The 14,990-nt window shown below is 71.8% G+C and carries 11 protein-coding genes; 8 read left to right on the top strand and 3 right to left on the bottom strand.

Features of this window, described 5'->3' with window-relative positions; genetic code table 11:
- Positions 1-55: 55 nt before the first annotated feature.
- Genes AC31A1_RS30715 through AC31A1_RS30705 form a run of 3 tightly spaced genes read left to right on the top strand, consistent with a single transcriptional unit; the run spans position 56 to position 3,841 of the window.
- Complete coding sequence (locus AC31A1_RS30715; RefSeq protein WP_489656452.1) at positions 56-1,408, top strand: Rieske 2Fe-2S domain-containing protein; 1,353 nt, start codon at positions 56-58, stop codon at positions 1,406-1,408.
- A gap of 5 nt (positions 1,409-1,413) precedes the next feature.
- The gene (locus AC31A1_RS30710; protein ID WP_489656451.1) at positions 1,414-2,850 is read left to right on the top strand and encodes a glutamine synthetase family protein; all 1,437 of its coding nucleotides are present in this window, start codon (positions 1,414-1,416) and stop codon (positions 2,848-2,850) included.
- A complete protein-coding gene (locus AC31A1_RS30705) occupies positions 2,840-3,841 on the top strand; it encodes a PDR/VanB family oxidoreductase (RefSeq protein ID WP_489656450.1) in 1,002 nt (333 codons plus the stop codon). The genes AC31A1_RS30710 and AC31A1_RS30705 overlap by 11 nt, the downstream gene beginning before the upstream one ends.
- On the opposite strand, the gene AC31A1_RS30700 is transcribed toward AC31A1_RS30705, so the two are convergent.
- Positions 3,838-4,317 carry an Lrp/AsnC family transcriptional regulator gene (locus AC31A1_RS30700; RefSeq protein WP_489656449.1) on the bottom strand — a complete coding sequence of 160 codons (480 nt, stop codon included), beginning with the start codon at positions 4,315-4,317 and terminating at the stop codon, positions 3,838-3,840. The two genes, AC31A1_RS30705 and AC31A1_RS30700, sit on opposite strands and share 4 nt — an antisense overlap.
- 139 nt (positions 4,318-4,456) lie before the next feature.
- On the opposite strand from AC31A1_RS30700, the gene AC31A1_RS30695 reads away from it, so the two are divergent.
- On the top strand, positions 4,457-5,695 hold the full coding sequence (locus AC31A1_RS30695; RefSeq protein WP_489656448.1) for an MFS transporter: 1,239 nt from the start codon (positions 4,457-4,459) through the stop codon (positions 5,693-5,695).
- A 17-nt stretch (positions 5,696-5,712) separates the two neighbouring features.
- Here the strand turns inward: AC31A1_RS30695 and AC31A1_RS30690 are convergent, their stop codons facing one another.
- Complete coding sequence (locus tag AC31A1_RS30690; RefSeq protein ID WP_489656447.1) at positions 5,713-8,562, bottom strand: AfsR/SARP family transcriptional regulator; 2,850 nt, start codon at positions 8,560-8,562, stop codon at positions 5,713-5,715.
- Positions 8,563-8,860: 298 nt separating this feature from the next.
- Between AC31A1_RS30690 and AC31A1_RS30685 the strand changes: the two genes are divergently transcribed.
- Together AC31A1_RS30685 and pepN are read left to right on the top strand one after the other, a co-directional pair.
- Positions 8,861-9,532: an IclR family transcriptional regulator gene (locus AC31A1_RS30685; RefSeq protein ID WP_489656446.1), complete on the top strand. Its 672-nt coding sequence runs from the start codon at positions 8,861-8,863 to the stop codon at positions 9,530-9,532.
- Between the two features lie 282 nt (positions 9,533-9,814).
- On the top strand, positions 9,815-12,250 hold the full coding sequence (gene pepN, locus AC31A1_RS30680; protein ID WP_489656445.1) for an aminopeptidase N: 2,436 nt from the start codon (positions 9,815-9,817) through the stop codon (positions 12,248-12,250).
- 5 nt (positions 12,251-12,255) lie between these two features.
- Here pepN and AC31A1_RS30675 read toward each other — a convergent pair whose 3' ends face one another.
- Positions 12,256-13,446 carry a CdaR family transcriptional regulator gene (locus AC31A1_RS30675; protein ID WP_489656444.1) on the bottom strand — a complete coding sequence of 397 codons (1,191 nt, stop codon included), beginning with the start codon at positions 13,444-13,446 and terminating at the stop codon, positions 12,256-12,258.
- A gap of 214 nt (positions 13,447-13,660) precedes the next feature.
- Here AC31A1_RS30675 and AC31A1_RS30670 point away from each other — a divergent pair, with 214 nt between their 5' ends.
- Positions 13,661-14,593, top strand: coding sequence for a substrate-binding periplasmic protein (locus AC31A1_RS30670; protein ID WP_489656453.1), 933 nt, complete (start codon positions 13,661-13,663; stop codon positions 14,591-14,593).
- Positions 14,594-14,602: 9 nt separating this feature from the next.
- The coding region (locus AC31A1_RS30665; protein ID WP_489656443.1) for an ABC transporter permease subunit at positions 14,603-14,990 on the top strand (388 nt) is incomplete at its 3' end.

The raw sequence follows: 14,990 nt of genomic DNA, 5'->3' as shown, positions 1-14,990 counted from the left end.
CCGGACCACTGCTGCGGCTGACCGCGCCCCCTCCCCCTCATCAGAAAGGCGTCCCATGCGCGAGGAAGAGAACACACGGCTCACCCGGACCGGGCCCGGTACCCCGGCCGGTGAGTGGATGCGCCGCTACTGGCAGCCGATCGCCCTCAGCGAGGAACTCGACGGCGTACGGCCGCTGGTGGCGCCCAGGGTGATGGGCCAGGACCTGGTCCTGTTCCGCGACGAGCACGGCGAACTCGGCCTCGTCGACCGCGGCTGTCCGCACCGCGGCGCCGATCTGGCGCTGGGCCGGCTGGAGGACGGCGGACTGCGCTGCTGCTTCCATGGCTGGCTCTTCGCCCGCGACGGCTCGTGCCTCGACACGCCCGCCGAGCCCGCCGGCAGTCCACTGAAATCCCGTGTCCGGCTGGGCAGTTACCCGGTCCGCGAGATCAACGGCGTCATCTGGGGCTACCTCGGGCCCGGCGAACCGCCCCAACTCCCCGCCCTGGACTGCTTCCAGGCCCCCGCCGACCACGCCTTCGCCTGGAAGGGCCTGCTGGAGTGCAACTGGCTCCAGGCCCTGGAGGTCGGCATCGACCCGGCCCACGCCTCCTACCTCCACCGCTTCTTCCGGGACGAGGACCCCGCCGACAGCTACGGCAAACAGTTCCGCGCCGCCTCCCAGGGCACCGACCTCCCGATGACGAAGATCCTGCGCGAGTACGGCCGCCCCGACATCGACGCGGCTCGCACCCCGTACGGCATCCGCATCACCGCCCGGCGCACGCTCGACGGCACGGACACCCAGGGTCTGCCGATGGACGGCAGCCGTACCCATGTCCGCATCACCCACCAGGTGTTCCCGCACGCCTTCCACATCCCGCTGGACGCGGAGACGGCGATCACCCAGTGGCATGTGCCGATCGATGACAACTCCAGTTACTGGTATGCCCTGTTCACCAGCGTCGGCGGTCCCGTGGACCATGCGGAGATGCGCCGGCAGCGGGTCGGCGCGGTCACCCTGCCGGACTACCGGCCGCGCTTCGGCCGCGCGAACGGCTACGGCTACGACCCGGTGGAACAGCGCACGACCACGTACACCGGGCTGGGCACCGACATCAACGTGCACGACCAGTGGGCAGTCGAGGGACAGGGGGCCGTCCAGGACCGTACCCGCGAGCATCTGGGCCGCTCCGACAAGGCCATCGTGATGTACCGGCGGATGCTCGGCGAGGCCATCACCGCCGTCGAGCGTGGCGAGGACCCGCCGCTGGTGCTGCCCGCCGAGGAGGCCGGACAACTGCACGGGCCGGTGGCCCTGGACGGGATCGGCCCCACCGACGGCTGGCTGGAGCACTGGACGGCCGTCACCGACAAGCAGCGCGCCGACAGCAGTTGGGCGCAGCCCCTGGGAACGGACGGCTGAGCCGCGTGGGATTCATCGAACGGCACGGCCTGTGGAACACCGAACAGGCCGCCGCCGCACGGGAGATACAGGAGCGCGCCGAGAGCGGCGGGATGACGGTGGTACGGCTGGTCTTCGCCGACCAGCACGGTCTGCTGCGCGGCAAGACCGTCACCATGGGCGAACTCCCCAACGTGCTGCGCGACGGCACCGGTATCGCCTCGTCCCTGCTCGCCAAGGACACCTCGGGGCGGACCGTGTTCCCGCTGTTCACCAAGGAGACACCGCTCGGGCTGCCCGAACTGCGGGGCGCCGCCGACATGGTGATGGTGCCCGACCCGCTGACCTTCCGGATGCTGCCCTGGTCGCCGGGTACGGGCTGGCTGCTGTGCGACCTGCGCTTCACCACCGGCGCACCGGTCCCGCTGTGCACGCGCGGACTGCTGCGCTCGGTCCTCGACCAGGCCGACGGACTGACCTACCGCACCGGTCTTGAGGTGGAGTTCCATCTCTTCCGGCTCGACGATCCCCGTCTGGGCCCCGGCGACCAGGGCCAGCCCGGTGCCGCGCCCGAGGTCGGCATGCTCAACCACGGCTACCAGTACCTCAGCGAGCTGCGCTACGACGAACTCGACCCCATCCTCGACGTCCTGCGCTCCAACATCGAGGGCCTGGGCCTCCCGTTGCGCAGTCTGGAGGTGGAATTCGGCCCGAGCCAGGTCGAGTTGACGCTCCAGCCCGCCGACGGCCTGGGCACGGCCGACGCGATGGTGCTGCTGCGCAGCGCCGTCAAGCAGGTCGCCGCCCGCCACGGCCACCACGCCACCTTCATGTGCCGCCCCCATCTGCCCGGCGTCTTCTCCAGTGGCTGGCATCTGCACCAGAGCATGCTGCGGGACGGGGTGGGTGTCTTCGCGCCGGAGAGCGGCGGACTCACCGCGTCCGGGCCGCCGTTGTCGCCGTACGGGACGGCGTTTCTCGGTGGGCTGCTGCGGCACGCGCGGGCCACGAGTGCGTTCTCGACGCCGACTCTCAATGGTTTCAAGCGCTTTCGCTCGCTGTCGTTGGCACCGGACCGTGCGGTCTGGGGGCGCGACAACCGCGGGGCGATGGTGCGGGTGCTGGGTGACGGACCGTCATCCACCCGTCTGGAGAACCGGATCGGGGAGCCGGCCGCCAATCCCTACCTCTATCTCGCCTCCCAACTCGCCGCCGGACTGGAGGGCGTGGCGGGCGGCCTGGAGCCCGGACCGGCCGCCGACGAGCCCTACGCGGCACGCGCCGAACCACTCCCCCGCTCCCTGGGCGAGGCCCTCGACGCGCTGGAGTCCGACCGCATGCTCGCCGACCGGCTCGGCAAGGACTTCGTGGCGTACTACACGAGCATCAAGCGGGCCGAGATCACCCGCTTCAGCCAAGAGGTGACCGACTGGGAACAGCGGGAGTACTTCCGTGTCTTCTGACCTCGACACGCTTTCTACGACTGGCGCGACGACCGAACGGCTCCTGGTCCGACAGGCACGCTGGATCGCCCACGACGTGCTGGAACTCCGGCTGACCCGGCCCACCGGCGGCGCCCTGCCGGCCTGGGAACCGGGCGCGCACGTGGAGTTGACCCTGCCCTCGGGGCTGCGGCGCGCCTACTCGCTGTGCGGGGAGGTGACCGACACCGAGGCGTGGACGATCGCCGTGCACCGTGTGCCCGAGGGGCGTGGCGGCTCCCGGGAGATCCACGAAACCGCCCTGGTGGGCAGGGAGTTGGAAGTACGCGGGCCGGTCAACCGTTTCCCGCTGGTGCCCGCGCCGGGCTATCTGCTGCTGGCCGGCGGCATCGGCGTCACCCCGCTGCTGCCGATGGCCCGCGAACTCACCACCCGCGGCCTGCCCTGGCGACTGGTCCTCGGCGCCCGCGACCGGTCCCGGCTCGTGTACGCCGAGGAGTTGGTGGCGCTGGGCGGCGACCGCGTGCTGCTCGTGCCGCAGGACGAGGTGGGCCTCCCGGACCTGGCCGTCGAACTCGCCGCCACACTGCCCGCGCACGCCGTCTACGCCTGCGGCCCCCAGCCGATGCTCGACGCGGTGACGACCCTGTGCCGTTCGGCCGACCCGGCGCGGTCACTGTACTTGGAACGCTTCACCGCGACCGCGGCCACCGACGCGGTCCCGGATCAACTCGATGCCACGAGCGGGGAGTTCGAGGTGGTGCTCAGCCGTTCGGGCCTGCGGCTGACCGTGCCCGCCGGCCGTTCCGTGCTGGAGGTCGTCCGGGAGAAACTCCCGGACGTGCCGTACTCCTGCGAGGAGGGTTACTGCGGTACCTGCGAGACACCGGTCACGGCCGGGGTCCCGGATCACCGCGACACGGTGATCGAGCCGTCCGAACGCCCCACCGCCACCACGATGATGATCTGCGTGAGCCGCTGCGACTCCCCGGTGCTGGAGTTGGACCTCTAGGTGGTTCGCCCTTTCGCCAGGCGGTGCAGGAGGGCCCGGGGGCGGTACGGGATGACCTCCGCCAAGGAGATGGCGGTGCTGGTCCGGTCGACTCCGTCGATGGCGAGGATCGCCTTGGTGATGCGGTGCAGGTCCGCCGTGTCCTTGGCGACGACATGGGCGAGGAGGTCGGCGTCGCCGGTGGTGTAGTGCACCTCGATGACCTCGGGGAGGTCGAGCAGTCCCTCATGGACGCTCTCGGGCTCGGCCTGGCTCACGGCGAGCGACATGAACGCCACCAGGCCGTACCCGAGGGCGGCGGGGTCCACGCGTCGGCTCACGGGCTTGAACACGCCGTCGGCGGCCATCCTCCGCAGCCGCGCGTGAACGGTGTTCCGGGCCACGCCCAGGGACTGAGCCAGGGCGAGGATCGTCGCGTCCGGGTCGTCGTCCAGGGCCAGGACGATGCGGGCGTCCAAGGAGTCCATCAGCGTCATGGCGTGCATTGTGCCACCAAATCCCTGAACTATTGAGCACCTGTCGCAGTGAAGAGAACCTGCATTGCGCTGATGCCCTGCCGCGTGGTCAAGGTGGTGAGCCGTTCCGCACCTCCGCCCTGATGAAGGACCGCCCGCCATGGTCTTGAGCTCGCACCCCGCCGGTACCGGTCGCTCCTGGGTCGTCATCGTCGCCACCGGGGTGGCTGCCGGGCTCCAGGTCTGGAAGGTGCCGCCCGCGCTCCCGTTCCTGCGGCACGACCTGTCCCTGAGTCTGGTCCAGGCCGGGACCCTGCTGGGGATCGTCCAACTGGCCGGGATGCTCGGGGGACTTGCCGTCTCGCTGCTGGCCGAGTCGATCGGTGAGCGACGCTGTCTGAGCGCGGGGCTGGTCCTGCTGTTCCTCGGTTCGGCGGGCGGTGGATTCGCCTGGTCGGCGGCGCCGCTGTTGGCCTCGCGGGCGGTCGAGGGAGCCGGTTTCATCCTGGTGGCGGTGACCGGGCCGGGGCTGGTCCGGCGCACCGCTCCGCCCGGCCGCTTCATCACGGCGATGGGGTTCTGGGGCGCCTACCAGGGCATCTCCACCTTCGCCGGTCTCATCACCGGGGCGCTGGCCCTCCAGGTGGTGCCCTGGCGGGTGTGGTGGTGGGGCATGGCCGTGATCGCGCTGCTGCCGTTGCCGTGGGTCCTGGCCCGGGTTCCCCGGGACGACGCGGGTGGTGTGCGGGGCGCGGCGAACGCTCTCGCCCGCATCGGCCGTACCGTCCGGGCACCGGCCCCCTGGACGGCCGGGCTCGTGTTCGCCTGTTACACCCTGCCGTGGATGGCCGTGGTCGGGTTCCTGCCCACCATCTATCGCGACGGCGGGATGTCGGGCAGTTGGCCGGGCGTCCTCAGTGCGGTGGTCGGTGCGGCGAACGCCGTCGGCTCGGTCGCCACCGCGGCGCTCATGAAGCGCGGCCTGCCCACCCGCGCCCTCATCGTCCTCGCGTTCGTCCTCATGGCCGTCACTTCCGTGCTGGCGTTCGCCGTCGACTGGCACGGCCTCCCGGCAGGTACGGCTGGGCAGTTCGGGTGCGTCATGGTCTTCTCGCTGACCGGCGGTGCGATACCTGCGACCTTGCTGCGCATGATCGGTGAGCTGACACCGGCCGGCGGTTCCGCTCCCGCCACCATGGGCCTGATCCAACAGCTGTTCAACGCCGGCAGTTTCGTCGGCCCCACCGCCGCCGCATGGCTGGCCACCCGCACCGGCGACTGGCACTCCACCTGGTGGCTGACCTGTGCCTGCACGGCCGCGGGCATCGCCCTCAGCCGTCGCCTGAAGCCTCGGACCAAGGCGCCAGTGCCGGACGCGACGGCCGCACCATGCGGCTGAGTTGAGAGCACCAGCCGCTACGACAACAGACCGTCCCCGACACGCTCCCGCAGCCCCGCGCGGAGGGGATCGTCGCCAGGCAGGCCGAGTTCGGCGGTCAGGGCGAGCGCGCGGGTCCACACCTCGTGGGCCGCGTCGGACTGGCCCGCACCGCGATGGCTGTCGCCCAGGCAGGTCAGACAGGCGGCCTCGCTGTGACGTTCCCCGGTGGCGTGGAACAACCGGGCCGCCTGCCGGTAGCGGTCAACTGCCTGCTGGTAGCGGCCCAGTTGGTGGTGGATGTAGCCGAGGCTGTCGGAGATGTGGGCCTGTCCGTCCACGTCACCGGCCGCCTGCGCGAGTTCGAGGGCCTGCTCGCAGTGTCCGAGCGCGCAGAGATGGTCGCCGAGGTGCGCCTGCCGCCAGCCGATGTGGTTCAGCGCGGCGGCCTGTCCTGCCCGGTCGCCCGCGGCCCGGTAGTGCTCCAGGCTCCGGTAGGCGTGTTCCAGGGCGAGTTCGGCGTTGCCCTGACCCCCCGACATCCGTGAGAGATGCTGATGGGTGCGGGCCTGGCCGGCGTCGCTGCCGACCGCGGCGAAGAGTTCGAGGGCCCGCAGATAGTGTTCCCGGGCGGGTTCCGGGCACTTCAACCGGTCCAGGGCCAGGCCCAGTCCGCGGTGGGCTCCCGCCCGGCCGGCCAGGTCGCCCTCCCGTTCGGCCGCCGCCAGGGCGCGGTGCCCGGCGGTCAGCAGCGCCTGCCAGTATCCGTGCCGGTCCAGGAAGGTGGTCAGTACGGTGACCAGCCGCCACACGTGCGCGTCGAAGCCGGGCTGGGCCTGCCGTACGAGGGCCAGCAGCACCGGGTGTTCGGCGAGGAGCCAGGCGAGCGCACGGCCGTAGTCCTCGAACTCGACCGCGTTCGCGCCGGGGCTGGGCGCGGGCGACTCCACCGGATTGGGCTGCGGGGTCACCAGCACGTCGGCCGCGCGCGCGGAGTGCAGGTAGTGGTCCAGCATCCGGTGCACCGCCGACCGGTGTTCCCACTCGTCGTCGTACGCGGTCACGAGTTCCCCGGCGTACACGCGCAGCAGGTCGTGGAAGGCGTATCGCCCGGGAGCGTGCTCAACCAGCAAGTGCCCGCTGGTCAGTTCGGCCAGCAGCGCACGGACGCGCTCGGGCGGTGCTCCCGCCAGCGCGGCCGCCGCGCGCTGGTCCAGGTCGGGTCCCGGGTGCAGTGCCAGTAGGCGGAACAGCCGGGCCGCGGCGGGGCTGAGCGCGCTGTAGGACCAGGAGAACACCGCCCGTACCTGGCTGGACTCCTCGCCGCCGTCGAGCGCGTCCAACCGGCCGCCCGCTTCCCGGAGTTCCTCGGCGAGTGTCCCCAGGGGCCGATGCGGTTGCGCGGCGGCGCGGGCCGAGACCACGGCGAGCGCGAGGGGCAGTCCCGCGCACCAGGTGACGACGTCGGCGACCGCCGCCGGTTCGGCGGCGACCCGGCCCGCGCCGAGCCGTTCCGCCAGTACGTCCCGTGCGGCGGCCGGTGTCAGCGGGTCCACCGCGAGCAGATGGGCGCCCTCCGTCGCGGCCAGCCCGGTCAGCCGGTTCCGGCTGGTCACCAGCGCCATGCAGCCGACGGCGCCCGGCAGCAGCGGGCGTACCTGTTCCTCGTCGCGGGCGTTGTCGAGTACGACCATCATCCGACGCCCCGTCAACAAGCTGCGGTAGAGCCCGACTTGAGCCTCCAGGCCGGGCGGCACCCGCTCCGGCCGTACCCCGAGCGCGTCCAGGAACCCGCGCACGGCCTCGGTCGGCTGCACCACCGATCCCTGCGGGTCGAAGCCGCGCAGGTTCACGTACAACTGCCCGTCGGGGAAGGCGCTTTCGACCCTCCGCGCCCAGTGCACGGCGAGGGCGGTCTTCCCCACGCCCGCCATGCCCGACACCGCCGAGACGACCACGGCGGCGGACTCTCCCTCGGCCGAGGCGAGGATCGCGGCGAGCCGGGCCATTTCGCCGTCGCGTCCGGTGAACCCTCTCACGGCCATGGGGAGTTGGGCGGGCAGCTCAGTCCGTCCTGGCGCCGTCGGCGGGGCGGGCTGTCGTATGACCGCCGACGGTTCAGGACGCGGGGCCGACGCGGAGCGGTGGCCGAGCAGGATCGACTGGTGCAGCCGGCGCAGTGCCGGTCCCGTGTCCGTACCCAACTCCTCGGCCAGCCGTTTGCGGACGGCGGCGTAGCAGTCCAGGGCCTCCGCGCTGCGGCCGGTCTCGTGCAGGGCCCGCATCAGGGCTTCGGCGAGGGGTTCCGCGAGCGGGTACTCGCCGAGCAGGCCGGTCAACGGGCCGATGAGGGACGCGGGTTCACCGTGGCGCAGTTCCGCGCGGGCCCAGCCGACAGCCGCGTCCTGGTGCTGACGCCGCCAGGCCTCGCGCATCCGGGCCGCCCACTCCCCGTTCAGCCCGGACAGCGGCTCCCCGCGCCACAGGTCGAGCGCCTCGCGCAGCAGGAGCGCCCGCGCCGGTTGGGCGGGCCCCGCCGCCCGCGCCTGGTCGACCAGGTGCCGGAACCGGTACACGTCCACCTGGTCCGGGCGCGCCTCCAGCAGATACCCGCCGGAACGGCGCACCACTGATAAGGGTTCTCGCGCGGTCTCGGCGGCCTGTTCGCACATCCGCCGTATCCGGGCGACATGGGCGTGCACCGCGCCGCGCGCGCCCTCCGGCGCGTGCGGGCCCCAGACCCGCTCGATGACCACGTCGACAGCGACGGGCCGGCCGACGTCGACGGCCAACGCGGCCATCACAGTGCGGCGTTGGGGCGGGCCCACCTCCACCGCGCGCCCCTGTGCCGACAGTTCCACCGGCCCGAGCAACTGCACGTCCACCATGGCGCGCGCCTCCCTCCGCACAAAGCCTCCTCCCTTTTTTCACAGACGCATATGCGGCGCGACAAGCCTTCGACAAGGTTTCCCGTCACACACCGGTGCGAATCTGCTGGGGAACGGACGGGGCGCCGACCGCGTCCCGTCCGGGCATGACGGCAGGGCCGTCGCCTGGCGGCTGCGCAACAGGCAAACGGGGGCGAGACGTGTGATCGCACGGGGAGTGATGGCACCTGGGACACGGGTGCCGGTACGGCGGCCGGAGACCTTACCCGCCGCCACGGGGAACGCCGGCGGAAGGAGTGTGCTGGAGGGCGCCTTCGCACTGCTGGAGGCGGTGGAGCGGGCCGTGGAGGCGGGGCCGACGAGGCTGGCGGCCGACTGCGGGCTGCCCAAGACGACCGCGTACCGCCTGCTGGAACAACTGGCGGACCTGGGCGCGGTCGAGCGGTGCGGAGGGAGTTACCGGGTCGGCCCGCGGATGTTCCGACTGGGGAGCGCGTGGCAGCCGCATCCCCGGCTGCGCGCCGCCGCACGGGAACCGATGCGGCGGCTGGCGCAGCTCACGGGTACGACGGTGGGGATCGCCGTGCTGTGGAAGGGCGAGACGCTGATGGTCGAGTGGTGTCCCGAAGACGCCCGACGGCCCGATCCGCTGGAGACCCGGATGACCTGGCCGTGGTTCACCGCGGCGGGCAAGGTCCTGGTGGCCACGGCCGCGCCGGCACCCCTGCCGGGACCGCTGCCCGCGTCCTGGGCGCGGGACGCCGACGCGATACGGGAGCGCGGTGCCGCGTTCGACCGGGAGGAAGTGGTGACTGGTGTGTGCTGCGCGGCAGTTCCGCTGCTCGGGGTGCGCGGCACACCCGTGGCGGCCCTGTGCGTCCTCACCGACCCGGCCCACCACTTGGAACGGCTCGCGGAGACCGCGCGCCGGACGGGGCGGGTGATCAGCGCGGGGTTGCGGGGGCGGTGATACGACGGGGCCGGCGGCGCGGCGCTCGGGCGGGGACGAGCACCCACCGCGCCGCCGGCCCCGTCCTCGCACACGCCGGGCGCTCGGGCGGGGGACGAGCGCCCGGCGTGTCGTTCGGCGTGGCCGGTCAGCCGCTGTCCGGTCGTCATGGCCGGTCAACGGCCCCGGCTCCGGACGCGCGCCGCTCCGACGGCGGCCGAAGCCGAAGGCCGCCGAAAACCCTTGCACCCCCCGTCGATCTCCGTCGTACGCTGACGGCCGCTGTCTGCCGAGGGAGGACGCATGGGGATCCGAAGCCTGACCCGCATCGAGGCCGAGCGCCGGGCCGAACTGATCGCGGTCGAGCGGTACGACGTGGACGTCGATCTGACCGCACTGCCCGACGGGCCCGAGGTCCGCGCTGTGTCGACCGTGGTGTTCACCTGTCGCGAGCCGGGCGCGGAGACGTTCGTGGACTGTGCGGCACAGGTGCTGAGCGCCACGCTGAACGGCGTCGCCCTCGCTCCCGCCGAGGACGGACGGATCCAACTGCCGGACCTGGCCGAGCGGAACGTGCTGCGGGTGGAGAGCGTGCAGGCCGACACCACGGCCGGCGAGGGCGTGCACAAGGCGACGGACCCCGCCGACGGCGAGGTGTACGTGTGGATGAGCTTCGAACCGGACGAGGCCCGCTTCGTGTGGGCGTGCTTCGACCAGCCCGACCTCAAGGCCCCGCACGCCTTCACCGTCAAGGCTCCGTCCGCCTGGACCGTCACCAGCAACTCCGGTGACGCGCAGGTGGAGGAGCTGGACGCGGCCCGCCGCTGGGCCTTCCCGGACACCCCGCCCCTGTCCGTCTACAACACGGTCATCAACGCGGGCCCCTTCCACGAGGTCCGCCGCGAGGCCGACGGCCACAGCCTGGGCCTGTACGCCCGCCGTTCACTCGCCGAGGTCCTCGACCGCGACGCCGACGAGATCTTCACCCTCACCCGCCAGGGCCTCGCCTTCTACGGCGAGGTCTTCGCGATGCCGTTCCCGCAGCGCCGCTACGACCAGGTGTTCATGCCCGAGTTCGGCGGGGCGATGGAGAACTACGGCTGTGTGACCTGGTCGGACGTGTTCCTGCGGCGGGCCGCGCCGACCCCGGCCGAACACGGGCTGCTGGCACGGGTGTTGCTGCACGAGATGGCGCACATGTGGTTCGGCGACATCGTCACCATGCGCTGGTGGGACGACCTCTGGCTGAACGAGGCGTTCGCGGAGTTCGCCTGCCACTGGGCGGCCGAGCGCGCCACCCGGCACACGGACGCGTGGGCGAGCCATCTGATGATCGGCAAGATCAGCGCGTACCTGTCCGACCAGGGCCCCGCCTCGCACCCGATCCACCAGCCCATCCACGACGTCGCCCAGGCCGCGTCGATCTTCGACAACATCACCTACCCCAAGGGCGCGTCCGTCCTCCAGCAGCTCAAGACGTACGTCGGCGAAGAGCACTTCAGGACCGGCATGGCCGCCTACTTCGCCCGCCACGCCTGGGGCAACACCACACTCCAGGACCTGATCGACTCCCTGTCCGAGGCCAGCGGCCGCGACCTGGACACCTGGCGAACCGCCTGGCTGGAGACGGCGGGCACCGATCGCTTCACGCTGGAGCGCGACGGCGACACGGTCACGCTGGTGGCCGCCGCCGACCCGCGTCCGCAGGTCCTGGCGGTGGGCGCGTACGCCAGGAACGGCGACGCGCTCGAACGCCGGGGGCTGGTCCGGGTCGAGGTGACGGAGCCCCGTACCGCGGTCACCGGCCTTCCGTCCGACGCCGACGTCCTGCTGATCAACGACGACGATCTGACGTTCGCGACGACCCGCCCGGATCCCACGACCAGGGACGCCCTCTTCCGTACGGCGGCACAGTTGCCCACGGCCATCTCCCGGGGCGTGGCCGCCGCCACCGTGTGGGACATGCTGACGACCGGCGAGGCCACGGCGGCGGAGGCCGGGCGGTGCCTCACCTCGGTGCTGACGGCCGAGACGTCCGACGCGGTGATCGAGCCGTATCTGACCCTCGCCGCGAACGTCGCGGAACTGTGGGCGCCGCCCGCCGAGCGCGTCGAGTTGTCGGCAGCGGTGGCGGCCGCCTGCCGAAGCCTCGCCGGAGACCCCGGCCGCCGTCAGGTCGCGCTGCGCGGGCTGGCCCGTACCGCGACGACCGCGGACGATCTCGCCTGGCTGCGCGAACAGGCCGGTGACGACGTGGACCTGCACTGGCGTGCGCTGATCCGCGAGGCGGAACTGGGCGGCGACGTCACGGCGGAATCCGGCCGTCTGCTCGCCCGCGACCCGGACCCCGACGCCTGGCTCCGCGCCCTCACCGTACGGGCCGCCCTGCCCGACGCGGCCACGAAGGCGGAGATCTGGCAGCAGTTGGTCGTGGACCGTACGGTCCCCGTCAACTCGGTCGGCCTGGTCGCGGCGGCCTTCTGGCGCCCCGGCCAGGACGAGCTGCTCGCGCCCTACGCCGAGCGCTACTTGGAGGCGGTCCCGAAGCTGCACCAGGGCGGAATGATCCTGGCGATGAGCTACACGCAGCGCCTCTTCCCGCTGCACGGCATCGACCCGACGTACATCGAGCGGGCCCGTGAGGCTTCCCGTGAGGCCGTCCCGGTGGTCCGCCTCACGCTCCTGGAGCGCTCGGACGAGGTGAGCCGGATGCTCCGCACCCGGGGCACCTCGGCCTGACGCGCTCAGCGGACCGCTCCACCGCCCAACCGGTCGGCCAGGCACGCGAGATAGAGCGCCATGGCCGTCCGGTACTCCCGCAGGGAGCGGCCGGTGATCTGCTCGATCTTGTTCATCCGGTAGACGACGGTGTTCCGGTGGATGTGCAGGGCCTCGGCGGTACGGACGAGGTTGAACCCGCTCTCGCACCAGGCGGTCACCGTGTCACGGAGGGCCGGCCAGTCCGGCTGGGCGCGCAGTTCGGTGGCGGTGAGGTCCAGCAGGCGGTTGCGCGCCGCCTGGCTCACCGCCGTCACCACCTGGTGGACCCGCAGGTCGGTGATCAGGTGGACGGGCGCGGCCTCGGCGAACCGGGCACCGAGCCGCAGCGCGTCGCACGCGTCCTGGTAGGAGTCGTGCAGGCCGCCGACGGAGGTGGCGGGTTCACCGATACCGGCGCGGGCGACGAGCCCGTCCTGGGCGGCGATGAGATCGGTGACCCGTCGGCAGTCGGCGACGAGGGAGGTCGTGGAGCCTCCGGCGGTGAGCCGGTGCAGGACGCCGATCCAGCCGGGTGCGGTGGAGGCGACGATGTCCTGGGGGTCGGCGAAGATCTCCCCCACGGTGCGCAGCAGTTCGGAGCGGACCAGGGCCATGTCCCGGCTCCGGGTGCCGCCCTGACGGCGGGGCGCCGGATGCGGCACGCTCACCTCGAAGGCGACGGCGACCCGTCGTAGCCGCAGGTCGAAGCCGAGTTCGGCGGCGCGGAACACGAGGAAGTCGCCCTCGACGACCTGGGGGTCGTAGGACGCGATGTCGGCGAGGAGTTTCTCGGCGGCCCGTTCGGCGAGCAGCCGGGAGCGCAGCATCACGGACTCCCGGAGCAGGATCTCCGTCTGGCGTTTGACGAGGAGTCCGAAGCGGCGGACCTGTGCGGGTGTGCCGGTGATGCCGACCGTGCCCACGGCCTGCCCGTTGGTGATCAGCGGGAGGGTCACGCCGGGGCGTACGCCGCGCAGTTGCTGCGCCTGGGAGGCGCTGTGCGTGGCCGGTTCCTTCGTACGGACGACATCGACGGACGCCTCGTGGAAGCTGCCGACGCGGCTGCTGTCCCCGCTGCCGATGACGATGCCCTCCGCGTCGGTGATCAACACGTTGAAGCCGATGACGGCGGAGGTGTCCCCGGCGATCTCCTGGGCGAGTGACGGGCTGAGCACGGGGATTCCTCCCGTCGCGGGCGAGCCGGATTGGACGCACCGTACAGGGGACCGTATGAATCCGGCCACAACTTCGTACGAAGTGGACGATGACGTGCGGCGGGTTGATGCCTAGCGTTTGGGCCCAATCACTCCCCGCCGAGGGCACAGCGCGGTGAACGGCGGGTCCCTTCAGTGCCGATCTCTTCAGTGCCGATACGGAAGGCCCGTGCCGATGATCCGTGTGCGCTCGCTCGCCGTCGCGTTGTCCGCGGCGCTGATGTTGTCCACCGTCGCCGCCTGTGGTTCCGGGGGCGACGACGCCCCGAAGAACGTCTCCGCGAAGACCGCCGCCCTGGGCACGCTCACGCCCGGCGTCCTCAAGGTGGCCGTCCAGCCGTACGCGCCCTACACCACCGAGCGGGGCGGGAAGATCGTCGGGCTGGACGGCGACATCCTCACCTACGTGGCCAAGAAGCTGGGCCTGCGGATCAAGCCCCAGGTCACGGACTTCGCCGGCATGCTCGCCGGGGTCCAGTCCCGCCGTGTCGACATCACCGTCGGCGGGGTCGCCTGGTCCGCGGACCGGCAGAAACAGGGGCTGTTCACCGACCCGCCGTACTACTCGCCGCCGGCGATGGCCGTGCGCAGCGGCAAGACCTACAGGACGGTCGCCGACCTCAAGGGCCGCAGCCTCGGCACGGTCGACGGCTATGTCTGGGTCAAGTCGATCCAGGCCGTGCCCGGCGCCGAGCTGCACGCCTACCCGGACGCCAACGGGGTGTTCGACGACCTCGGCGCCGGCCGCGTCGACGTCGGCTTCCTGGACCCGCTGATCATCATCGCGGCGCAGAAGCAGCGTCCGGACCTGAAGATCGCCACCGAGTACCTGACCCCGCCGACCGCCGCCGAGGTGAAGGCGAAGCCGGCTCTCCAGTACTTCGAGCCGTATCAGACGGGCTTCTACCTCCCCCAGAAGGCCACGAAGCTGGAGCGGGCGATCTCCGCGCAGATCGACGCCATGTACGAGAACGGCGAGTTGGCGAAGCTCGTCACGAAGTACGGCGGCGATCCCGAGCAGTTCCTCAAGCCCGCCGCCGATGTCGCCGCCGCCCGACGCGGTGTGGACCGGCCGAACGACTGGACACCGCCGTCCATCGGGAAGTGAGGAATCGACATGTCGGGTCTTTTCCAAGTCCCCTGGTCCGACTACCGGTCCGACCTGATCGACGCGCTGTGGCGCACGGTCTCGTACACGGTGGTCGGCTTCACCGGCGCGGTCGTGCTGGGCCTGGTCGTGGCGCTGCTCCGGCTCAGCAGGGCGTGGCCCGCGCGTGCCGTCGCCGCCGTCTACACGGAGATCTTCAAGAACGTCCCGCTGCTGGCCATCATCTTCCTGACCTACTTCGGTCTGGCCTCGGCGGGCATCCGGCTGGACGTGTTCACCGCCGGGTGTCTGAGTCTCGTCGTCTTCTACGCCGCGTATCTGTCCGAGATCTTCCGGTCCGCGATCAGCGGGGTGCACGACGGGCAGACCGAGGCCGGTGAGGCGCTGGGGCTGGGCC

This window comes from Streptomyces sp. P5F9 (assembly GCF_057961495.1).
The sequence above is the reverse complement of the archived record's forward strand: the minus strand, read 5'-3'. Positions and strand labels throughout refer to the sequence as shown.

Bases quoted from the DNA above. Each gene is read 5' to 3' on its own strand.
- AC31A1_RS30700 (WP_489656449.1), bottom strand. From the start codon at position 4,317: ATGACGCTGATGGACTCCTTGGACGCCCGCATCGTCCTGGCCCTGGAC.
- AC31A1_RS30690 (WP_489656447.1), bottom strand. From the start codon at position 8,562: ATGGTGGACGTGCAGTTGCTCGGGCCGGTGGAACTGTCGGCACAGGGG.
- pepN (WP_489656445.1), top strand. From the start codon at position 9,815: ATGGGGATCCGAAGCCTGACCCGCATCGAGGCCGAGCGCCGGGCCGAA.
- AC31A1_RS30715 (WP_489656452.1), top strand. From the start codon at position 56: ATGCGCGAGGAAGAGAACACACGGCTCACCCGGACCGGGCCCGGTACC.
- AC31A1_RS30670 (WP_489656453.1), top strand. From the start codon at position 13,661: ATGATCCGTGTGCGCTCGCTCGCCGTCGCGTTGTCCGCGGCGCTGATG.
- AC31A1_RS30695 (WP_489656448.1), top strand. From the start codon at position 4,457: ATGGTCTTGAGCTCGCACCCCGCCGGTACCGGTCGCTCCTGGGTCGTC.